22 protein-coding genes and 1 tRNA gene are annotated in these 22,193 nt (G+C 41.6%); 17 read left to right on the top strand and 6 right to left on the bottom strand.

All coding sequences use genetic code 11. The features are described 5' to 3' along the window. Positions 1–420 precede the first annotated feature (420 nt). The 12 genes from MmiEs2_RS03830 (at position 421) to pfdA (ending at position 8,364) form a co-directional block, all read left to right on the top strand. The gene (locus MmiEs2_RS03830; protein WP_316560106.1) at positions 421–906 is read left to right on the top strand and encodes an RNA-binding protein; all 486 of its coding nucleotides are present in this window, start codon (positions 421–423) and stop codon (positions 904–906) included. 295 nt (positions 907–1,201) lie between these two features. Then, positions 1,202–1,585, top strand: coding sequence for a cell division protein SepF (locus MmiEs2_RS03825; RefSeq protein WP_316560105.1), 384 nt, complete (start codon positions 1,202–1,204; stop codon positions 1,583–1,585). A 135-nt stretch (positions 1,586–1,720) separates the two neighbouring features. Next, positions 1,721–2,371: a ZPR1 zinc finger domain-containing protein gene (locus MmiEs2_RS03820; RefSeq protein WP_316560104.1), complete on the top strand. Its 651-nt coding sequence runs from the start codon at positions 1,721–1,723 to the stop codon at positions 2,369–2,371. A 746-nt stretch (positions 2,372–3,117) separates the two neighbouring features. Continuing rightward, complete coding sequence (locus MmiEs2_RS03815; RefSeq protein ID WP_316560103.1) at positions 3,118–4,443, top strand: adenylosuccinate synthase; 1,326 nt, start codon at positions 3,118–3,120, stop codon at positions 4,441–4,443. A 452-nt stretch (positions 4,444–4,895) separates the two neighbouring features. Next, positions 4,896–5,345, top strand: a complete 450-nt coding sequence (locus tag MmiEs2_RS03810; RefSeq protein WP_316560102.1) for a 30S ribosomal protein S19e — start codon at positions 4,896–4,898, stop codon at positions 5,343–5,345. Positions 5,346–5,411: 66 nt separating this feature from the next. Beyond that, positions 5,412–5,759 (top strand): DNA-binding protein, encoded by a 348-nt coding sequence (locus tag MmiEs2_RS03805; RefSeq protein WP_316560101.1) that lies wholly within the window; start codon positions 5,412–5,414, stop codon positions 5,757–5,759. Positions 5,760–5,808: 49 nt separating this feature from the next. Beyond that, positions 5,809–6,426, top strand: a complete 618-nt coding sequence (locus MmiEs2_RS03800; RefSeq protein ID WP_316560100.1) for a DUF7411 family protein — start codon at positions 5,809–5,811, stop codon at positions 6,424–6,426. A 75-nt stretch (positions 6,427–6,501) separates the two neighbouring features. Then, positions 6,502–6,657, top strand: coding sequence for a 50S ribosomal protein L39e (locus tag MmiEs2_RS03795; RefSeq protein WP_133517669.1), 156 nt, complete (start codon positions 6,502–6,504; stop codon positions 6,655–6,657). A gap of 39 nt (positions 6,658–6,696) precedes the next feature. Beyond that, positions 6,697–6,966, top strand: a complete 270-nt coding sequence (locus MmiEs2_RS03790; RefSeq protein ID WP_316560099.1) for a 50S ribosomal protein L31e — start codon at positions 6,697–6,699, stop codon at positions 6,964–6,966. Positions 6,967–7,056: 90 nt separating this feature from the next. Next, positions 7,057–7,710, top strand: a complete 654-nt coding sequence (locus MmiEs2_RS03785; protein ID WP_316560098.1) for a translation initiation factor IF-6 — start codon at positions 7,057–7,059, stop codon at positions 7,708–7,710. Between the two features lie 70 nt (positions 7,711–7,780). Next, a complete protein-coding gene (gene rpl18a, locus MmiEs2_RS03780; protein ID WP_316560097.1) occupies positions 7,781–7,957 on the top strand; it encodes a 50S ribosomal protein L18Ae in 177 nt (58 codons plus the stop codon). 2 nt (positions 7,958–7,959) lie between these two features. Continuing rightward, a complete protein-coding gene (gene pfdA, locus MmiEs2_RS03775) occupies positions 7,960–8,364 on the top strand; it encodes a prefoldin subunit alpha (RefSeq protein WP_316560096.1) in 405 nt (134 codons plus the stop codon). Between the two features lie 32 nt (positions 8,365–8,396). Here pfdA and MmiEs2_RS03770 read toward each other — a convergent pair whose 3' ends face one another. From MmiEs2_RS03770 to MmiEs2_RS03760, 3 genes are all read right to left on the bottom strand, one after another. Continuing rightward, positions 8,397–8,663, bottom strand: coding sequence for a hypothetical protein (locus MmiEs2_RS03770; RefSeq protein WP_316560095.1), 267 nt, complete (start codon positions 8,661–8,663; stop codon positions 8,397–8,399). An 11-nt stretch (positions 8,664–8,674) separates the two neighbouring features. Then, a tRNA-Glu gene (locus MmiEs2_RS03765) sits at positions 8,675–8,747 on the bottom strand. Positions 8,748–8,884: 137 nt separating this feature from the next. Continuing rightward, positions 8,885–9,877: a hypothetical protein gene (locus tag MmiEs2_RS03760; RefSeq protein WP_316560094.1), complete on the bottom strand. Its 993-nt coding sequence runs from the start codon at positions 9,875–9,877 to the stop codon at positions 8,885–8,887. Positions 9,878–9,973: 96 nt separating this feature from the next. On the opposite strand from MmiEs2_RS03760, the gene MmiEs2_RS03755 reads away from it, so the two are divergent. Beyond that, the gene (locus tag MmiEs2_RS03755) at positions 9,974–11,407 is read left to right on the top strand and encodes a type II/IV secretion system ATPase subunit (protein ID WP_316560093.1); all 1,434 of its coding nucleotides are present in this window, start codon (positions 9,974–9,976) and stop codon (positions 11,405–11,407) included. 2 nt (positions 11,408–11,409) lie between these two features. Beyond that, entirely contained in the window at positions 11,410–12,312 is a 903-nt protein-coding gene (locus tag MmiEs2_RS03750; protein ID WP_316560092.1) for a type II secretion system F family protein, read from the top strand. Between the two features lie 75 nt (positions 12,313–12,387). Here the strand turns inward: MmiEs2_RS03750 and MmiEs2_RS03745 are convergent, their stop codons facing one another. The 3 genes from MmiEs2_RS03745 to cobT all read right to left on the bottom strand — a co-directional run bounded on the left by MmiEs2_RS03745 (position 12,388) and on the right by cobT (position 16,502). Further along, the gene (locus tag MmiEs2_RS03745) at positions 12,388–14,877 is read right to left on the bottom strand and encodes a DUF5814 domain-containing protein (protein WP_316560091.1); all 2,490 of its coding nucleotides are present in this window, start codon (positions 14,875–14,877) and stop codon (positions 12,388–12,390) included. Between the two features lie 36 nt (positions 14,878–14,913). Further along, positions 14,914–15,378, bottom strand: coding sequence for a hypothetical protein (locus MmiEs2_RS03740; protein WP_316560090.1), 465 nt, complete (start codon positions 15,376–15,378; stop codon positions 14,914–14,916). Between the two features lie 62 nt (positions 15,379–15,440). Beyond that, positions 15,441–16,502 carry a nicotinate mononucleotide-dependent phosphoribosyltransferase CobT gene (gene cobT, locus MmiEs2_RS03735; RefSeq protein WP_316560089.1) on the bottom strand — a complete coding sequence of 354 codons (1,062 nt, stop codon included), beginning with the start codon at positions 16,500–16,502 and terminating at the stop codon, positions 15,441–15,443. A gap of 452 nt (positions 16,503–16,954) precedes the next feature. Between cobT and cas9 the strand changes: the two genes are divergently transcribed. Genes cas9 through cas2 form a run of 3 tightly spaced genes read left to right on the top strand, consistent with a single transcriptional unit; the run spans position 16,955 to position 22,190 of the window. Then, positions 16,955–21,010, top strand: coding sequence for a type II CRISPR RNA-guided endonuclease Cas9 (cas9, locus tag MmiEs2_RS03730; protein ID WP_316560088.1), 4,056 nt, complete (start codon positions 16,955–16,957; stop codon positions 21,008–21,010). Next, on the top strand, positions 21,007–21,873 hold the full coding sequence (gene cas1, locus MmiEs2_RS03725; RefSeq protein WP_316560087.1) for a type II CRISPR-associated endonuclease Cas1: 867 nt from the start codon (positions 21,007–21,009) through the stop codon (positions 21,871–21,873). The genes cas9 and cas1 overlap by 4 nt, the downstream gene beginning before the upstream one ends. An 11-nt stretch (positions 21,874–21,884) precedes the next feature. After that, positions 21,885–22,190, top strand: a complete 306-nt coding sequence (gene cas2, locus MmiEs2_RS03720; protein WP_316560086.1) for a CRISPR-associated endonuclease Cas2 — start codon at positions 21,885–21,887, stop codon at positions 22,188–22,190. Positions 22,191–22,193 lie beyond the last annotated feature (3 nt).

Raw genomic sequence — 22,193 nt, 5'->3', positions numbered from 1 at the left:
GGCGTTTTTCGATTTGCTTTTTGAAAAGCGGAGCGGCTCGCGCGAGCGGCGGCGTCGGACAAAAACCTGACGGTAACAGTGCAAACGAAAACGGTAAGGTAATCTGTGCCACGTTCGCGAAGCGAACGGCTGTTAAAAGAAGCAGGTGCGAATGGAAACGCAAACCGTAAGGTAGCCGGCAGCAAACACAAACCTGTAGGTAACAGCAGCAAATACAAAACTGTAGGTGGCGGCAGCAAACAGAAACAGCAAGGTAGCAGCAGTAAACCGAAACCGCAAAGTAGCAGCAAAGAAATAACGCCGAAGCGACAATAATCAAAAAAATTTGAAAACGCCAACATCAAATTTAACAAACAATTTCACTATCTTTTTATCTGACTTCTTCATTTATTGAACAAAAATTGTATTTCAGGTGATTTTTTGAAAATAAAGTCAAGAGTCAGTCTCAGAAAAAATGATAAAAACAAAATGGTGGAATCGCTTCGCGACATTTACGGCGACGGCGTTTCCGTTTTTTCGGATTCCAAATTTGAAGTCATCACGACGGATGAATTTAAAGTGATTTTCGCCGACGGCAAACAGATGTTTATCGAATACGACGGCCAGCTTTTCCCGACCGTGCGCGGCGCGCTCGAATTGTTGCCGCCGAATCGATTGGTGACAGTGGATATGGGCGCGGTTAAATTCGTTGTCAACGGCGCCGATGTCATGAGCCCCGGGATCACAGCCGCCGATTCTTCGATTCAAAAAGATGATTTGGTTGTTATTGTTGAAGAAACGCATAAAAAACCGCTGGCAATCGGCCGCGCTTTAATTTCAGGCGACGAAATGACGGCTTCAAGTTCGGGCAAAGCGATTAAATCGCTTTCCTATGTCGGCGACGCGCTTTGGGGACTCGAAATCTGACGGGCGGCAGTTTTTCCGTTTTGATATTGTATCTTGCATTTACATTTTCATATTTTCATTTTTGCATTTTGTTTTTGTATTTTCAATTCTAATTTTTTAATTTATTAAAAAAACGTTTTAACTGTTTGAATCCGCGCGGTTTTTACGCACAAGTTTATAAATATGTATAGCATTAATGCTTTATATTATTCCAATAATTTACATTCAAATATCAACTTCGGAGAAAATTCATCGTCTTTCCGATTAATTTTTTCCGCTTTACACACATTTTAATTAACAGACAAAGGTGTTTCAATTGAGTTTTTTGAAAAAGATCATGGGCGGTTCCGAGCCCAAACAGAACGATGATTATTCAGCATACATTGACCTTGACAAATTTGAAAAGGACATTGACAGCAACGCAGGCGATGAGCCGGCAGAAACCTATGTCAAGATTGCGATTTTCACTCACTTTGATCAGATTACGTCATTGAAGAAGGAAATCTACGACGGAAACATTTTGATTGTTGACATCACCAACATCAAATCCGACGAACGCCTCAGAAACCACCTCTTCAACGAACTCAAAGACGTTGTTTTAGACGTTCACGGTGACATTGTCGGCATGAAAGACAACAACATTCTTGTCACGCCGACCGGCATTAAAGTCGACAGAAAGAAAATCGGCGGCAATTATTAATTCCGCTTTTTTTTTTCTTTTTTTTGTTTTTCGCGATTTGTCCGCGTTTTTTATTGTTTCTGAGTTTTTTAATTGTTTAAATTCTAAATTCATTTACAGACTTATTTATTTCAATTCATTAAAACGGTGTTCTCCTTGATTGACGATTTTGAAACACAGTCCAGTTGCCCGCTTTGTCAGGCAGATATGGCGATTAAATGGCAGAAAGACACGATTCCGTATTTCGGCGACATCATGTACACGACGGCGCAATGCGATCAATGTTCTTTTAAATTTGCCGATACGATTATTTTATCCGGCAAAGATCCGGTTTGCTGCACGCTGCCGGTCCGAACGGAAGCGGATTTGGACGCGCGCGTCATTCGCTCGACATCGGGAACAATTATTGTCGAAGAAATCGGCGTTATGGTTGAGCCCGGGCCGATTTCCGAATCTTACATTACAAATGTCGAAGGCGTTCTTCAGCGCATCCGCGGCGTTATCGAAAGCACGGTTCGCTGGTCGGAAATGGACAACGATTTCGAAAAAGTCGACATCGCGCTTGATTTGCTCAACAAAATCGATGCCGTCATTGACAATCCCGAAACCGCGCCCGTTTCTCTGACGCTTCAAATTAAAGATCCGCTCGGCAACAGCGCGATTATTTCCGCGAACGCCGAATCCCGAAAACTGACGGAAGACGAACTTGAAACGCTTAAAACAGGAATGATTATTTTAGACGCGGAAAAAGATGAAATCATTTATGACATTTCCGACGAAGCCGGCCCGATCGGTAAAAATGATTAATTTTTTCTTTCTTTTTTTCTTATTTTTATTTGAAAAACGAAACATCATTTTTCCTATTTTTTTCAAACCCGAACCCCGCTTTTCATAAAATAATATAAAAGAAAGAGAGGGTTCGTTTTCATAAAATTAAATAAACCGATGTTTCGGTTTTGAAAATATAATTGAAAACCCAAAACAACAACCTCCAACGGCGAGTTTCGCGAAAGCCAGCGAGTGAAAGGAGACGTTGGAGATTCGCTCCACGACTATACAAAACAACACAAGCTGTTCTTTTTAATTTTATACATTTTGATTTTCTTCTTTGTCAACGTTTGCTGTCGCTGTGCCGGGATGGGTTTGCTACCGTTACTTACAGTTTGCATTTCCGCATGTATCTGCTTTTTCTTATCACATCCGTTCGCTTCGCGAACGTGGCACGGCTACCGTTAGGTTTCCGTTTGCACAGATTACCTTACTGTTTCCGCTTTCCACCGCTACCTTTCTGTTTGCATTCGCCGCCTGCCGCGCTGCCGCCGGCACGCGCGCGAGCCGCACAAACTTTCAAAAAACAAATCGAAAAACGCCCTTCATTTTTCAAAAAAACAAATCGAAACCCCCCACCATTTTTCAAAAAATAAATCGAAAAACATCACTTGCCTTTCAAAAACATATCTCGAAACCTTATTTTATCTTTCAAAAATATTTATTTGTAATTCACTTTCACCTCAATCAGAATATTTATATTACCTTTTGTAATTGCATAAATTATGTTTACAGTCATTACAGGCGCGCAATTCGGCGACGAAGGGAAAGGAAAAATCGTTGACCTTCTCGCGGAAGACTATGACATTGTTGCTCGTTTTCAAGGCGGAGACAACGCGGGACACACCGTCGTTGCCGATTCCGAAACGTACAAACTTCATCAAATTCCGTCCGGCATTTTGGTCGGCGCAACCGCGCTCATCGGCCCGGGCGTTGTTTTAAATCCGTTTACATTGACGGACGAGCTGAACGCGCTCATCGAGCGCGGCATTTCCGTAACGCCTGAAAATTTCGGAATTGATCCCAAAGCCAGCATCATCATGCCGTATCATATCGCGGCGGACACGCTCGGCGAGTTTTCCGAAAAAGACAAAATCGGGACGACAAAAAAAGGAATCGCTTACGCTTATTCCGATCGAATTTTAAGAAACGAAATCCGTTTCGGCGATTTGCTCGACGAAAATCGATTTTATGAAAAATTAAATGATTTGCTGCCGGCAAAAAAAGAAATGATTGCCAATCTCGGCGGAAATCCGCACGATCTTTTTCCCGATGAAGAGGCAAAACGCCTTCTCAAAATCGGCCGTGATTTAGAAGACTACGCGATTGACGTTTCCTATGAAATCAACAATTCGCTTCGCGCCGGCAAAAAAGTTCTCGCCGAAGGCGCCCAAGGAACATTTTTAGATGTTATTCACGGCACGCAAAAATATGTGACATCTTCGTCAACAATCGCCGGCTCCGCCTGCACCGGCTTAGGCGTCGGCCCGTCTCAGGTAACAAAAACAATCGGCTTGGTCAAAGCCTACATCACGCGCGTCGGCAACGGCCCGCTTCCGACAGAACTGAACGACGAAGTCGGACAGCATTTGGCGGAAGTCGGTCATGAATACGGCACAACGACCGGGCGCAAAAGACGCTGCGGCTGGATTGATATTCCCCTTCTGAAAAAAGCCGTCAACTTAAACGGTTACACGGAATTGGTTTTAACCAAATTAGATGTTTTAACAGGACTTGAAACGATTCATATGTGCGTCGCTTACGAATTAGACGGCGAACGCATTGATTATCCGCCCTTGCTGACCGAAGACTTAGAACGCTGCGTTCCGGTTTACGGCGACGGAAACGGATGGGACGAACCGCTCGGCGACATCCGAAATTTCCACGATTTGCCTTACAGCGCTCGCGAATTTGTCGAATATGTTGAAAAAATCAGCCGCGTTCCGATTAGTTATGTGTCAGTCGGGCCCGACCGAGATCAGATTATAAAAGTCGATGTCAATCGACAGAAAGATACGCGGTGCAATCCGATTAACAGAAAGTTGTTTTAAAAACAGCTTTCTTTTCATTTTCCTTCTCATTTTCTTTTTCTTTCCTTTCTCTTCTCCAATCCTCTTTTTCAACAAAATCTTTTTATACCATCACCCTGTTGATAGATTCATTTGAGTCCTTATTATTCAAGCATCCGGTTTCGGCCACCGCGGAGTTTGAAATAAAAGTTCAAAAAACCATTGAATGCTTCAGCCAGCGTCGCATTGAATGTCACAATATAATCCGAACGAACCTGTCAAATCATCTGACCGTACCGGCAGATTGAAAAAGAGCGGGGCGTTACATGTTTCGCATGCGGAGATACCGCATCGAATACTGCTGAGCACAGCTTTTTTCTGAATTTATCGGTAAGGCAGCACAAATGCTTTTTGACAGATTTGGCATTTGAATGCGTAGCATATTGTTACTGTTTTCAAAAGCACGAGATTATCAATTTAATAAGGAGATATGAATGACAACAGCATACGATGTTCCCGCAAGCGATCTCATTATGAGAGTTGCGGACAAATTTAAAGAAAACGACAAAATCAACCCGCCGGAATGGGCTGAATTTGTCAAGACAGGCGTTCACAAAGAATTCCCGCCCGTTCAAGAAGACTGGTGGTATATCAGATGCGCGGCAGTTCTTCGCTCAATCTACATGAACGGCCCGATCGGTGTCGAAAGACTTTGCTCCGTTTACGGCGGCAAACAGGACCGCGGATCCCAGCCCTACAGAAAGGCAAAAGGCAGCGGCTCTGTCATCAGAAAAGCTGTTCAGCAGCTCGAAGCCGCAGGCTACCTCCAGACTGCCAAAACAGGCAGAACTGTCGCAGGTCCCGGCAGAGCATTGCTCGACAACACAGCTCACGAATTGAAAGGAGAACTTCTCGAAAAGTATCCGGGATTGAAAAACTACTGAGTTTTTTGATTTCAATTCGCATCGAAATGGTTTCTGATTCAAAATCATTCAAGGAGTGTTTAAAAAATGGATAACGAGCTTGAAGAAATTCGTCGCCGAAGAATGGCGCAAATGCAGGAGCAGCAAGCTTCCGCACAAGCGAATCCTGAGGCCGCCTACCAGCAGGAACAGGCACAGGCCGAAATGGAAGCTCGCAAGCAGGAACTTCTCCGAAAAATCTTAACGCCTGAAGCGCGCGAACGTTTAACGACGCTTCGCATGTCTCGCCCGGCATTGGTGGAACAGTTGGAAGTTCAGCTGTTTTCTCTCGCCCAAAGCGGACGCATTCAGAATATGATTGACGACGAGCAGTTAAAACAGCTTTTGGCGCAAATTCAGCCGCCGAAGCGTGAAACCTCCATTAAAAGAGTGTAAAATTCAAACATTATCGTAATTTCCAAATTTCGCAAACAGTTGAGTTATCATGAAAGCGCATGTATTGTTCAGCGGCGGTAAAGACAGTTCTTTGTCCGCTATGATTTTGGAACCTTATTTTGAGGTTCGGCTCGTCACCTGCAATTTCGGCATTCTGCCCACAGGTGAAGTTGCTAAACAAATCGCTGACGAATTGGGCTTTTCACATATGGTCATTCAGCCGCCGATGGAAATTTTGGAAAACGCCGCCGAAATCGTTCAAAAAGACGGTTTCCCGAACGGCGCGATTAACTACATCCACCGCCAAGTTCTTGAAATTTTGGCAAAGACGGATGGCGTCGAGCTTATCGCCGACGGTCTCCGAAGAGATGATCGCGTTCCGCATTTGGAGCAATCCGAAATTCAAAGTTTCGAAGACAGACATAAAGTTCTGTATTGCAGCCCTTTGATGGGATTCGGACGGTTTACGATTAACAAAATGATTGAATCCAACCTTGTCATCACCGAAGAAGAAAGCGCCGTGATTTTGAAATGTGATTATGAAGCCGAACTCCGCGAATACTTGTATCGTGAACTCGGCGAAGATGAAACCCATAAGCATTTTCCGAAATCTCATAAGCAATCGCGCGTGATTTCAAGACTCAGAAAACAGGAATCAGAAAATTAAGTGAACTCCACGGGATTTACGAATTTCATTTCGATAAGATTTCAATTTATAATATCATACAAAAGGTGTATTGAAATGAGTAAGAACTTAAAAGGACAGAAGAAAAGACTCGCAAAGGCGCATGTGCAGAACGCACGTGTTCCGGTCTGGGTCATCATCAAGACCAAAAGAAACGTCACATCTCACCCCAAGAGACGCCACTGGAGAAGATCCAGCATGCGCTTGAAGTAATCGGGATGGTAATTTTTAAAGAAATTATGGTGATTTATAATGGCAGAAGACATTGTTAAAGAACAAATTTATACAATCCCGCTTCGCGGCGTGAAAGTGGCTCCCAGATGGAAAAGAGCCAACAAGGCGATGGCTATCATCAGAGCCTACCTCGAGAGACATATGAAAGCAAACCCCGAAATGATTAAGATTGACAAATCAATCAACGAGCGCGTTTGGGAAAGAGGCTGCGAGAAGCCCCCGTCCTTTATCCGCGTGAGAGCTGCAAAATACGCAGACGGTGAAGTTCAAGCTGAACTTGCCGCCTGATTTTGTCTGCAAGCTGTTGGTTTGATCTCTTCGGCGCAGTCATTGGCTGCGCCGAGTTCTTAATCATTCAAATTTTGAGTGAAGAAGATTATGCAAACAATAAACATCATGGACACCTCGGTCATCGGGGTTTTTTCCACATGTACCGAAGACGTCTGCTTGGTTCCTCAAGGAACACGGCAAGAAATTGCCGAAAAGATTGAGAAGCGCTTGGACGTATCCGTTTACAAATGTCTTGTCAATGACAGCATTTTGGTCGGCTCAATGTGCCGCGGCAATTCCAACGGTTTTTTGGTTCCCGAGAACACAAAAACCGACGTTCTTTCAAAACAGATTGGAAAGCCGGTTACGGTCATGCCGGGTAAATTAAACGCTGTCGGCAACATTTTGCTTGCCAACGATACGGCAGGTTTGGTTCACCCCGAAATGCCGGACAACATTATCAAAATCATCGGCGACGCTTTGAAAATTGATGTCCGTAAAGGAACAATCGCGGGCATTAACACGGTCGGCATGGCCGGCTGCGTCACGAACAAAGGCCTTTTGGTCAGTCCCGGTGTCACGGAAGCAGAAACGGCGCTTTTAGAAGACTTGTTCGGTTTTGAACCGGTTGTCGGAAGCGTTAATTTCGGTTCCCGAATGGTCGGCTCAGGCATTTTGGCAAATTCGAAAGGATGTTTGGCAGGATCGGAAACAAGCGGTTACGAACTCGGCCGTATTTTGACGGCGCTCGGGCTTGAGTGAATCAAGGTTTTGAATAATTATATCAACCGTCAGCATGTATTGATACTTAATAATTAAAAGGTGAGACAAAATGGCAAACTATTTCATTACAGGAAAATTTAAACCCGGTTTTTTCTGGGAAAAATTTACCAAAACAATTGAAAGCGAAAATGAAAAGAACGCGCTTGAGAAAGTCTATTCTATTATGGGCAGCAAGCACGGCTTGAAGAGACGCTGCATTGTTGTTGAATCTGTTAAAGAGGTCTGATTATGGCAATCAGTGAACAGGAAGCCCGACAATTGGTCGCGGAGTATCAGGAATATCAGAGAAGCGTCGAGGCGCTTCAGAGTCAAATGGAAATGGTCCGGACCACGCTGGCCGGCTGTGACAGTTCGATCAATACGATTGAAGCGTTGAAAGCCGCCGCTGCCGCGGGCAATTCCGAGTCCGTTATTCCTGTCGGTTCCGGCTGTTTTGTTCACGCCGAAATCCGTGACTTTTCAAAAGTTATCGTCAACATCGGCTCCGGCGCAAACGTCGAGAAAAATGTTGATGACGCGCTTGCTTTCCTCAGTGAAAGAAAAGAAAAGCTTGAGAAAATGATCCAGGATTTAAACGAATCTCTCGCTCAGATTTTACAAAATATGAGAGAAATTGAGTCTAAGCTCAATTGAATAAAGGGTTGATTGATTTTGATTTTTCAAAATTAATCTCTTTTCTTTTTTATTTTTAATATTGTTCGATTATTCTGTTTTTTGTAAAAACGCGTTTGAATTTTTGATTCTTTTTTTGTAAAAAATCTGATTGATTTTTTCGATTCATTTTTTTGAAAAGCTGTGCGGCTCGCGCGTGCAGGCGCTGCTGCGCCAGGATACCGGCAGCGGCAGAGGGCGAACAGCAAGACAACTGACGACAAACGTAAGGTGCCGGCAGCTAAACGATAATGAGTTGTGAAAAAAAGAAGAGGTTTCAAAAAGGTAAAAATGCTCCGACCGGGATTTGAACCCGAGTCATAGGAGTGAGAGTCCTAGATGATTGGCCGCTACACTATCGGAGCATTCCGATATATTTTTCCGATAAATAAGTAAAGTAAAACAGTTGCCGCAAGTTTCAGAAAATCTCAAACTGCAAGCAAAAGAGAGATTTAAGGTATAAAAAGATTATTGTAACTATTTTTGGATTTTCAAAATCAAATTAAATAACGCCGCCGGCTGTAAATGCAATCCAAACGATAATCAGCATCAAAAACGAATATTTTAACCCGGCGGCGGCTTTTCCTTTTTGAAGTTTGCCGATCATAAGGCCCGCAAAAAACGCCTGAATCAAAAGCATATGATAAATCAGAGTTGAAGATTCGGCGGCAGTCGCGAAAGAATCAGGCTGCGCCGCCAAAAGATTCATCGAATTAAATTGCCGGATTAAAAGAACGGCAATTCCGATGAACAGCAAAAACGAAATGAGAAGGACAATTCCGTAAACCGATTGTTTCGAATCTCTTTCTTTTTTCAAATTGACATTTTCCTGAATATCAAAAACGGCGGCATCAATTGATAAATGCATTAAACCGCCCGATTTTTCAGCGGCGGAAATAACCGATGCCGCCCTTTCAATGAGTTTTGAATCATATCGTTTTCCGAAATCTTCAAGACAAGAATCAAACGCAATTCCGGATCTCATTTTTAATCCGATTAAATGAATCTCATCTTCAAAAAATGAAACTTTCATGCCGCGGTTCGGATTTTTTGCCGGATTTTTATGGTTGTTTACATCCTTCGAAATTTCGGTCAGCGCTTCTTGAAGTGTCAAGCCGCCCGCAATTAAATTGGAGAGCCCGTGTAAAAATCCCGGCAGCTTTTCTTCGGCCGCTTCAATTCTTTTTTGATGTTTTTCTTCAAAATAAATGTAAGGCAAAAAGAATGCGAGGCCGAGAATTAATAAAATTGTTTCAGCCGATTGAAAATGTGATTTAAAATAAAAGCCGGCCTCGATTTCAAATTGATTGAAAGCAATGACAATCAGTAAGGCCGAAAAAGCGCAAAAAATGCCGAACAGAAACGAAAATTGTGGTTTTTGTTCGAAATAATAAAACGGATTTTTTAAAAAATCAAAATAAAAACCGTAATCTTCCCGCTGTTTGATTTTCTTTAAAATTGACAGCTCGTCATCCGTTTTGATTTCTTGATTCATAAGACCACTTTTAATCAAATTAAACTGCCTGCTGATAAACATTTTGATTTTTTCAAAATCGGCAGCTTTATTATTTTGAACACCCGGTTAGGGTTTATGAACACAATCCTTCAATCTTACAAATTAATTCAACCGCACGTTTCGGTTTCAATCATTCAAACCGGTGATAAAAATATTCGGTATGAGCTTTCCAAACCTGAAATCAGTCCCGCAAATCAAATCTTATTTCAAAAAATTCTGTCGCTGTTAAATGATTCTTTCAATCCGGAACTGTTTGAATCAAATCCGGCCGGTTCTGATTCGAAAGCCGAACCAAATTCAAAAGAAGAGGTGCTTGTCGAAAAAATATCCGAAATTTTAAAACTTTATTCGATTCGCCTTTCCGATGAAGATCTTGATGTTTTGCATTATTATATTCGCCGCGATTTTTACGGATTCGGAATCCTTCAACCGCTTTTGGAAGATACGAACATCGAAGACATTTCATGCAGCGGCGGAAATCTTCCGATTTATATTTTTCACAAAGATTACGGTTCTGTGCCGACAAATCTTATTTTATCGGAGTCGGAAGCCGACGGTTTGGTTCGGAAAATGGCGCAGTGCTCGGGAAAGCAAATTTCGGTTGCCGAGCCGATGACGGATGCGACGCTTCCGGACGGATCGCGCGCAATGCTGACGCTCGGGAGCGAAATCACAACCAAGGGCAGCACGTTTACGATTCGCAGATTTAACGAAAAACCGTTTTTACCCGAAGAATTGGTTTTGAACGAAACGTTTACGGCGGAGATGATGGCGTATCTTTGGCTGTGCGCGGAATCAAACATGAATCTCATGTTTGCCGGCGGAACCGCCAGCGGAAAAACCACGTCTTTGAATGCGGTTTGCCGGTTTATTCCGGCTGATAAAAAAATCGTTTCCATTGAAGATACACGCGAAATCAATTTGCCGCATTTGAATTGGATTTCAGGCGTTTCAAGAGAAAAACAAAAATCTTCAAATGACGAAAAAGCCGTCGGTGACGTGACCTTATATGATTTGCTGAAAGCGTCTCTTCGGCAGCGGCCGGAATACATTTTAGTCGGCGAAATCCGAGGGTCGGAAGCTTATGTTCTTTTTCAGGCGATGTCCACCGGTCATACAACCGTTTCAACGATGCACGCCGAATCGGTTGACACTTTAATTCACCGCCTTGAAAATCCGCCGATGAACGTTCCGCGCGTTATGATTCAAACGCTTGACGTTTTGGTCGTTTTGGCGCAAACGGAAGACGAGGGTCGTTTTTCAAAAAAATGCCTTTCCATTTATGAAATTTTAGAAACCGACCCTCAGACTTCCGAAATTTTAACGCAGGAAATTTTTAACCGAAATCAGTCAGATGCGGTGAATTTGAAAAAATCGGCGGTTTTGGATAAAACAAGAATTCGCAGGGGCTGGACGTTTGAGAAATTGGAAAATGAATTTAATGAAAGAGTCGGCATTTTAAAATCTCATGAAAACGTCTCCCGTTTTGAAATCCGCGGGGACGAGTAAATATGATCGCGAACCCCGTTTTTAATTTATTTGCCATTGTGTCTTATCGTCTTTTCGGAAGCGTTGCCGAAAAAATAAAAACGCCGTCATTAGAATTAAATTTGAAAAAAAGCAGAATGTATATTTCGTCGCTTCTTTACAAATCAATGCTTTTCTTCCTTTTGTTTTTAGTTGTTATGATCGGAATTTTGGCGGAGATTTGTGTTTATTTAATGATGTCAACGGAATTCATCGAAGAGCTCGCCGCTCAAACAGCGGCCATTCTCGTTTTTCTTTTCCTTTTTGTTGTTTTCTTTTTGACGTTTTTGACATTCTCTTTCCTGCCGTCTTTAAAAGCATACGACCGGAAAATAAAAATTGAGCAGCAATTGCCGTTTGCCGTTAATTACATGGCAGCAATGGCAATTGCAGGCGTTTCTGTTGAAAATATTTTTCATTCCATGTCTCAAAAGCGCATCCGTTCCGTTTATCAGGAACTTTCCGATGAAATGAAAACGATTGAAATTCAAACAAAGTATTTCGGATTCGATTATCCGTCTGCGCTTTTAACACTCTCCAAGGAAACGGCATCGCCGATGTTTTCCGATTTTATCAACAGTTCTAAAAATACGATTATTTCCGGCGGCAGTTTTCAAAAATTTATAATCGCCAAAAAACACGAATATCGAAGCCTTGCCGCCGCTCGAAAAGAAAAATATTTTCAAACGCTTGAAATGCTTTCCGAAATTTACATCACCATTTTTCTGGCGATGCCGATTTTCTTCATGATTTTGTTTTACACGCTCGCGCCGCTTTCAGGGTCGCAAACCGAACAGATGAAAATGCTGACATATCAGCTCGTTCCTTTTTTGGGATTTTTCTTCTTGTTGATTTTGGAAATTGTTAATGAGAAGGAGGATTTGTGATCTTATTGAAACAGAATCTGAAATCTTTTCAAATTTCAATATGATTACAAATCATAAACCGGCGCGCTTTCGCAATCAGCCGCGAATTTTTGCTCGAAGCTCTTTCGCTTCCTTAGCCAACCCGTCTTTTTTCATCGTCTTCGCAATCAATTCAACCGCTTCCAAATTACGAACCGCGTCTTCCAAATATGAAAAAACATCGCCGACATAAGCCGTGATGCCGTATTCGCTTTCCAGCTCGCGGATAATTGCAATCGGCTCCAATCCTTTCATACGAAGCAGCAAAATCTTTTCGGAGAACTTTCGCTCGGCGCAGCCGCAATACGGCGATTCTTTGCAGGAGCAGACAAACATGTCGCCGGCAAAATTGAGCAGCATTTTCTGGTATTTGGGGCTGACTTCTTTTAAAACCGCGCCGTCAAAAATGATATCCAAGAACGCGCCTTGGAAAACGCGCGACGGCAGATTCATTCGCAGATCTTTTGAAATCTGCTCGGTATATTTGAACGTCGCGCCCGTGAAAAATTCCAAATTCGTGATGATGCGAAGCGCCGAAATATTCGCTTTAATCGAATCCACGATCATATACGTTTTCGAAACCGAAAGGAAATGCGCCGACGCGATTTGTCCGAGTTCCGTCTGGGTGACCGCTTGTCCGCGAAGTTCAATAAATTTGTATTTTTGAAGCTTGAGCAGCATCGTGTTTTCATTAATCGATCCAAACATCGTTGATAAAATCTTCAATAAATCCGATTTCAAAGACGTCACCGAAACCGATGCCAGCAGCTCTTCTAACTGACTTTCTTCGCCGTAATCGAAATCATCTTCCGAAAGAGTCCCCTTCAACAGGCCGACCGCGACGTCTTCTTCCGTTTCTTTCGTTCCCGACGAATAACTTTTTCCGGGAACCGGCATTAAAACAACAACGCCGCGGTCATGGAAATCCGGGCGCCCGGCGCGGCCGCTCATCTGCAAAAAATCCTGAACCGTCAGCCAGTCAATGCCCATCGCCAGCGATTCAAAAATGACCTGCGATGCCGGGAAATCAACGCCTGCCGCAAGCGCCGCCGTTGTGACAACTGCCGGAATTTCGCCTTTGCCGAATTTTGTTTCCACAATTTTGCGTTCGCGCTGATTCAAACCCGCGTGATAATAAGCCGACGGCATCGGAAGCGCGTTTGAAATGCTTTGGCAGTTCGCGCGTGAATTGGTAAAAATAATTGTTTGCCCGCGATGACCTTTCGAAGATTTCATATTCCATTCGTCTTGAATCAGCTGCGTCATCAGCCTGTTCTTTTCATGATCCTGGACGAAAAGCAAATGCCGGTCAATCGGGACCGGCCGATGCTCATAAATGACAAGATTCGCTCCGAGTTTCTCGGCGAAATAATTCGGATTGCCGACTGTTGCCGACAAATAAATGAATTGCGCATCCGGGACCGTGTAACGCAGCCGTGCAATCAGACCGTCCAGCCTGTGCCCGCGTTCGGCATCGGTGAGCATATGCACTTCGTCAATCACAACCGTTCCGACCTGCCCGAGCGCGTCCGCATTTCCGAGGCGCAGCAGATGGTCGATTCCTTCGTAAGTGCCGACAATAATGTCCGAGTCCAGTGTTTTTTTCATAAACGTCGTCTCTTTCGTTTTAATCATCTCGGCGCCGATTCGAATGGATGTTTTGAGGCCGATTTCATTGTAGCGCGTTGTGAATTGATCGTATTTCTGATTGGCCAGCGCAACGAGCGGCACGAGGTAAAGCATTTTTCCTTTTTTGGAAAGCACGTTCTCAACGCCCGCGATTTCGCCGATTAATGTTTTTCCGGTCGCGGTGGCAGAGACAATCATTAAATTTTTGTGTTTCAAAAGACCTGATTCGACGGCCAGCGACTGAACCGGCATGAGGTCTTTTGATTTTTTGAGAAGAAGATCTTTCAGCCGTTTATGAATCGGAAGCGCCTTAATCGGCATTCGCTTTTCGTCTTTCGATGAAACGACCGTATCGTATTTTGTCGTCGATTCGTCCAACCGGTCGGCGTTGAGCATGGAAAGCGTTTTGTCAAAATCCTTGGTCCGATCCAAAATGCGGTCAAAAAAGTCCATCGTGGAATCGCCCATATGCTGTTTGGAATTGCGGAGTGCCTTTTTCAGTTCGTCTTTCGCGCAGTCGGGGCAAATAAGTTCCTTGCCGTATTTGACGGACGATTTGTTCAAAAAATTAAAACGCTTTTGAAGCAGACAATGGCGGCAGATGTCAACCGTATCGAATTTGAGCTGATACGCGCCGAGCATGTTCTCAAGCTCCTGCCGGTTTTTCGGTGACGTTTCTTTTGAAACCATGACACGATTTGCTTTTTTCAAAATTTCGATAAAATCCTTTGTCGGGACATATTCTTCATCGGCGAGCGTTTTTCCGTTTTTCTTCAAAACACGGATTTTATGCGGGCGAAAGCCGGCTGTGTTTTGTTTCAGCTCAAGCTCTCCAACCCACGAAGGCTCTCGTTTTTTGTCTTCGATGACCATGACCGTGAAAGTTTTTCCCTTTCCGGCAAAAAGGATCCATAACATTTGATATCTCAAAAGAAAAAGGGGTTTAAATATTTATCATATGCCAAAACGGAATGGATTTATTGAGTTTTTAAAAAACAACGATTTGGCTTGTTGAAATTTTTGAAAATCCGGGGTGTGTTTTGCGCAAATTTTTGAAAAATCGAGCAGCTCGCGCGCGGCGACGGCGACAGCAAGCAGAAACGGTGAGGCAGCGCCCACGTTCGCGGAGCGAACGGCTGCCATAAGAAAGAGGAAAGGCAAACGCAAACGGTGAGGTGACAGCGGCAAGTGCAAACTGTAAGGTAGCAGCAGCAAACGCAAACGGTGAGGTGACAGCAGCAAACGTAAACCTGAAGGTAGCAGCAGCAAACGTAAACCTGAAAGTAGCAGCAGCAAACGTAAACCTGAAGGTAATCTGCGTCCACGCTCGCGAAAGCGAGCGGCTGCTAAAAAAGATGCAGATGCAAACGGCAAAACACCAACAGCACAAATCATCTTGAATAAAACTGCATCAGTCAAAACAATTGCTGTTAAAAAAAAGATGGAATTAAAAGATGAAAATTAAAACCGAAAGGAAGAAATCAAACCTTCCCCGCTTTTAAAATTTCACACACATTTTCCACTTCTTCTCTGAATTCGACATCCGAAAAGCCCATCAAATTGGCAAGATACATGGAACCGCCGGCGCCGGCACCTTCTTTAATTGTTCCCGTATCATATCTTTGAATTCCGGGAAGTCTGGATTTGCCGAAACCGGGGTCGGAAATGTAAGCCTTAAAGCCGAGTTCTTTGGAAAGGTCGCCGAAGTTGGCGGTTTCATCTTCCATCACGTATCTCGTGGTTGCTAAATCGACATTTGAAAGGTTAACGCCCATGTGTTTGGCAACGGCATAAACGGCAGCCATTTGCGTTCCGCCGGCCATGATGATGTTCATCTCGGGGTCGTACTCTTTAAATCCGGCAATCAGGCCCGCAACGGCCGGCATCATGGGATCGCCGAGGAGTTCGACGGCTCTGAGCGGATCGTCTCTGAGACTTCCGACAATGATGTTGTTCTTTTTCATCGCGTCGCTGACGACTTGACATTTCAGCTCGACGGGATTGATGTCGGCGCTGCTGCTGACGCGGGCGTTGTAGCCGAGCGCAATCAAAACGCCCATCGCCGTCGTTGTGCCGCCGGGTGTGCTTTCGCCGATGATCGGGTGGTCGGTGGTCGGCGCGAGTTCGCGGCCGATTTTCCTGGCGTTTTCAAAAATCATTTTCGGGTCATGAACTGCAATGCCTGTTGTGATGTCTTCGCCGACGGCCGCTTCCGTCTGATACATCGGAATAGATTCGTCAGGCAAAATCATAAGACCGGCGTTGACAAAAACGCAGGGGACTTTGGTTAAGTTGAGCGCCGAGCGCGTGATAACGGCAGGCGTCGGCGTGTCCAAGGGCGGCGTCATCGGCATGACAGGAACGCTGATGATGTTTCCCGTTTGCATCAGTTCGCTGTCGCCGGCCGGCGTGTAAACGGTCAATTCCGCTGTCTTTCCTGCAGCTGAAAGTCCCGGAATCTGCGATGTTTTCGTATTCGATAAAACGCAGATGTAAAGCGGCTTCTCAGCATTTAATTCAGGTTTTGGTGTCGTCCAACTCATTTTATGTACCCCGTTTAAAAATGATTTTTAAAAGTTTTAGAATTTAAATTAACAAAAATTAACAAGTGAGGTGTAATAATGAGATTTTTGAATATTAAGTCTCTGTTCGGCAAAATTGAGGGGAAGGAAAGTGGGGTTGATTTATCTGATCTAATTGCGATGGATGTGAAATTAAATCATATCCATTAATGGGTAATTAATAGATTTTTTTCAAATTTCAATAATTTTGAAATTTATATGACAATTTAAAAAATAGTTGTAAAAAAGAACAATTGAGTGAGTGTTGTTAATATTGCTCCTTTTTATTAAATTCCGCCAATGCGGAGTCCTCGAAGAGGACGGTTTCGGCAAAGCCTTATTTGAACTCGTGTTGTTACTTGTTTAATTATACAAATACATATTTATAATTTGTCATTTTAAACAATTTTAAATTTTATTTGGGAGTTATTGAAATGGGTAAAAAGAAATTTGATGATTATTATCTTGGTTTGGATATCGGAACAAATTCAGTCGGATGGGCTGTTACCGATAAAAATTACAAAATTCCGAATTTTAACGGGAAAGCCATGTGGGGTGTTCATCTTTTCGATCCGGGGAATACAGCAGAAGATCGAAGAATTCAAAGAATCGCTCGCCGCAGATTAGAACGCAGAAAACAGAGAATCAAACTCCTTCAGAAAATCTTTGCAGATGAAATGAATTCCACAGATTCCGATTTTTTTAAACGATTGAATGAAAGCCGTTTTGTTATTGAAGATCGAACACACAAAAATCATGACACTCTCTTCAATGATCCGTCATTCAAAGACCGTGATTTATTCCAAAAATATCCGACGATTTACCATCTTCGAAACAATTTAATGGAAAAACAAAATGAAAAACCGGATATTCGACTCTTGTATCTGGCATGCCATCACATAATCAAATACCGCGGCCATTTCCTTTTTGAAGGGCTTTCCGATGAAGCCGTTCCGGAATTTGAAATTGTTTTTGCTGAATTATTGGAAGATTTAAATCAAGATTATGATATTGAGATTAAAGCAGAATCGATAAGTGGTGATGTTAAAAATATTTTGTCCGATAAAAATCTCGGTATTCAAGAGAAAAAGAAAAAACTTCAAACTATTTTATTTGATGATGATTTTCCGGATTTATTAAAGGAATTATGTACTTTAATTTCAGGCGGTACCGCAAATTTAGACAAAATGTTTGGTGAAAATGATGAAAACTTGGGACTGGGCAAACTGACATTCAAAAACACAGACTTTGATGAAGAAAAAGCAAAATGGGAAGATATCATTCCGAATGAGTCTGAAATTTTGGCCCGCGCTAAAACAATTTATGATTGGACACTTCTTTTCAATTTGTTAAATGAATACCGCAGCATTTCAAAATCGAAAATTGCCGGATATGGACAGCATGCGGCTGATTTAAAACTTTTAAAATCAATTTTGAAAAACGAATCTGAAAAATACAAAGAAGTGTTTAAATCTGAAAGTAAAACGCTTAATAATTATCCGGCTTATGCAGGTGTTCATCACAGAAATGCATCTGAAACGAATAGTTGCACTCAATCTGATTTTTGCGCATATTTGAAGAAACTATTCAAAGAGGAATTCAATGATCCAGAATTCCAATCCAATTACGCAGACATGATCAAAAGGATTAACGACGAAACTTTCATGCCCAAACAAACTACGACAGATAACAGTTTATTCCCGAATGCATTACATAAACAGGAACTCCGTGAAATTTTAAACAACATGGAAATTTATTACCCGTTTTTAAATGAGGTTGATGAAACCGGTTTTTCTGCCAAAGATAAAATATTGATGTTATGTACATTCAGAATTCCTTATTATGTCGGTCCTTTAAATCAAAAATCCGAACGCTCTTGGGTTTCCAGAGAAGAGGGGGAAATAACTCCGTGGAATTTTGAGAATAAGGTCAATTTAGATGAAAGTGCACACAATTTTATGGAACGGTTAATCGGAACGTGTACATACATCCCATCGGAGAAAGTTCTTCCAAAAAATTCCTTGATTTATCAAAGATACATGCTTTATAATGAGTTGAATCCTTTGAAAATCAACGGAGAACGTCTTTTTGCATTAAACCCCAAACTCAAAAATGAGCTTGTTAGAGATTTGTTTGAAAATCCAAAATCGAAAAAAGTAACGAAGAAAAAAATTGAAGAATATTTAAAACAAAAGAATTTACTCCATGCCGACGATGAAGTTGAAATGAGCGGAACAGATGATGAGATTAAATCATCGTTAAAATCAGAAGCTCAATTAAAAGCAATTTTAGGTCCGGATATGGATTACAATATGGCAGAAAATGTTATTCGTTCTCTGACTGTTTTCGGTGATGATAAATCCAGAATCATAGAAAAATTTCAAAAAGAATATTCGGAAAAATTGACGGACGATCAAATTAAAAAACTTTCAAATCTTCGGTTTAAGGACTGGGGGCGTCTTTCCGGAAAATTCTTAACAAATGTATATTCATCGGTTAACGGTGAGGAAACGAACATACTAAAAGCCCTTGAAACAACCGATAAAAATTTAATGGAGCTTCTTTCAGGTGATTATGGTTTCAAAAAGCAGATTGATGAATTGAACGAAACGAATTTGCCGGCCGGCCAAATCACTTATGATTTAGTGAAAGACCTTTATGTATCTCCGGCTGTTCGAAGAGGAATTTGGCGTTCTCTTCGCATTGTTGAGGATATTTTAAAAATAACCGGACATGCACCGGCAAAAGTTTTTATTGAAACGACACGCGAAAATCAAGAAAGCAAAAGAACAATTTCCCGAAAAGACGGACTTGTTAGGTTATACGAAGCTTGTAAAAAAGAAAACAGTGATTTGGTTAATTTGCTGAATGATTTGAAAAATGAAGATGAAGGCAGATTGCGCGGAAAAGATCTTTACGCCTATTATACACAGCAAGGCAAGTGTATGTATTGCGGTAAACCGATTGATTTAAACGATCTTGGAAATAATGCCCTTTATGATTTAGATCATATTCACCCGCGTTCAAAGAAGACGGATGACAGTATTCACAATAATTTAGTTCTTGTCTGCAAAGAGCACAACCAGATAAAAAGCGACAAATATCCGTTGCCGGAACCCTGGCAAAAAAATATGGGATCATTTTGGAGCGGTTTAAGAAAAACCGGATTTATTAATGAAGAAAAATATTCTCGCCTTACTCGAAAACACGAGTTTACGCCTGATGAACTCAGCGGTTTCATTAATCGTCAGTTGGTTGAAACAAGTCAGTCCGTTAAAGCCGTCGCAGAAACGTTGAAAAAAGTATTTGACGATAATACGGATATTGTTTATGTTAAAGCAAATGCGGTCAGTGATTTCCGTAACGGAAACAATGGATTCCGTGGTCCTGAAAATGAACGCCTTAAATTCATAAAATGCCGGTCTGTTAATGATTTCCATCATGCAAAGGATGCTTATCTGAATATTGTTGTCGGAAATGTTTATGATACAAAATTCACGAAGGATTACAAAAATTTCATTCAAAGCGGGGAAGGATACAATCTTTCAAGAATGTTTGACCGTGATGTTGAACGGAACGGAGTTTGCGCCTGGAATGCACAAAAAGACGGGAAAGGCGGAACAATTCAAACCGTTCAGAAATACATGAGGCGGAACAATATTTTGTTTACGCGTTTTGCTTATGAGGTGAGCGGTTCGCTTTTCGATTTAAACCCTGTCAAAAAGGGAGACGGGCAATTGCCTTTAAAGAAAGGACTTTCAATTGACAAATATGGTGGATATAATAACTTAACAGGGTCCTATTATTCATTAGTAGAACATACAAAAAACAAAAAGAGAATCAAAACGATTCAACCGGTTCTTTTACATTTTTCAAAAGAAAATGCAGATAATTCAGAACTTGTTAAATATATGGAAAATAAAGGTTTAGAAAATCCACGTATTTTAATTGGTAAAATATTAAAATTCAGTATGTTTGAGATTGATGGTTTTAAAGCACACATCTCAGGCAGAACTGGTGATAGTTATGTATATTATGGAGCTGAACAGCTTATTCTGTCCGAAACTGATTATACATATTGCAAAAAAATTGATAATTATGTCATTAAATCAAGGGAAACTAAAAATCCACTTTCTGCATTAAATTATGGCTTGTCTGCGGAAGAAAATATTTCTCTTTATGACATTTTTATTGAAAAATACGGAGGGCAAAAGTATCATATTATTTTTGAAACCGTTTCCAAAACTTTACATGAAAAACGTGATAATTTTATAAAATTATCAACGGATGATCAAACTAAAGTGTTAAATGAAATCTTACATGGTTTCCAGTGCAACGCTGTATATCTAAACTTGGAAAAAATCGGTGGCCCGAAATTGACAGGTCGAATTACAAAAAGCAATAATATTTCCAATTTCGATTCCATCAAATTAATCCATCAATCTCCCACCGGCTTATTCGAAAAAGAAATCAATCTCAAAGAATTATGACTTGGCGAATTGTTGTCATCAGCAGTATATGCAAGATTGATTTAAAATTGAATCATCTTGTTATTCGGGGCGCAGAACTTCGAAGAATTCATTTGTCGGAAATAGCCGTGCTGATTCTTGAAAATACTGCAATTTCTTTGACAGCTGCACTTCTATCTGAATTATCTAAACGAAAAATTAAAGTTGTGTTTTGTGATGAAAAGCGGAATCCGTATGGGGAGTTGTTGCCTTATTACGGTTCCCACGATACAACTGATAAACTAAGAACGCAGATGGGATGGAGTCTTGAAACGGCCGGGGAAGTCTGGGCTGAAATCGTCAAGGAAAAAATACGAAAACAGGCTGCACTTCTTCATGATTGCAGGCAAACAAAACAAGCAATGATGTTGGAATCATATATTCCGGAAGTTCAACCGCATGACAAAACGAATCGCGAAGGTCATGCTGCAAAAGTTTATTTTAACGCTTTGTATGGATTGGATTTTTCCAGAAGAGGCGAATCGGCAGCAAATGCATGTATGAATTACGGATATGCAATTTTGCTGTCTGCTTTCAATCGTGAAATTACAGCTGCAGGATATTTCACTCAACTCGGAATATTTCATGACAATACTTTCAATCCTTTTAATTTGGGAAGCGATTTGATGGAACCATTTCGCCCGTTAATTGATAAGCGTGTTCTTGACATGGATCCGGTAAATCTCGGTCCGGATGAAAAAAGGGAATTAGTCGATATTCTCAATCTGGAAGTTACAATTGACGGCAAAAATAATTACCTGTTGAATGCCATTCGGATTTATTCCAGAGGTTTCTTTGAAGCGATGAATACAAAAGATCTCACAAAATTGAGGTTCTATGAATGAGGTTTAGGTTTATGCGTGTTGTTATTTTTTTTGATTTACCGATGCTGACAAAAAAAGATACTCGGCAATATACAAAATTTCGTAAATATCTCATTTCTCAAGGATTTATTATGATCCAAAAATCTGTTTATTCAAAAATTGCGCTCAACGGAACCGCATCGAATGCAGTTATTGACAATTTAAAGAAAAATCTTCCGGAAACAGGATTGGTTCAAATTTTAGTGATTACAGAAAAACAATATCAAAGTATGGAATTTTTAGTTGGCGAAGGGCAAAAAGAAACAATTGATACACAGCAACGTCTTGTTATATTATAATGC

This window comes from Methanimicrococcus stummii (genome assembly GCF_032594435.1).
GTDB lineage: Archaea > Halobacteriota > Methanosarcinia > Methanosarcinales > Methanosarcinaceae > Methanimicrococcus > Methanimicrococcus stummii.
This window is presented reverse-complemented; position numbering and strand designations above follow the sequence as displayed.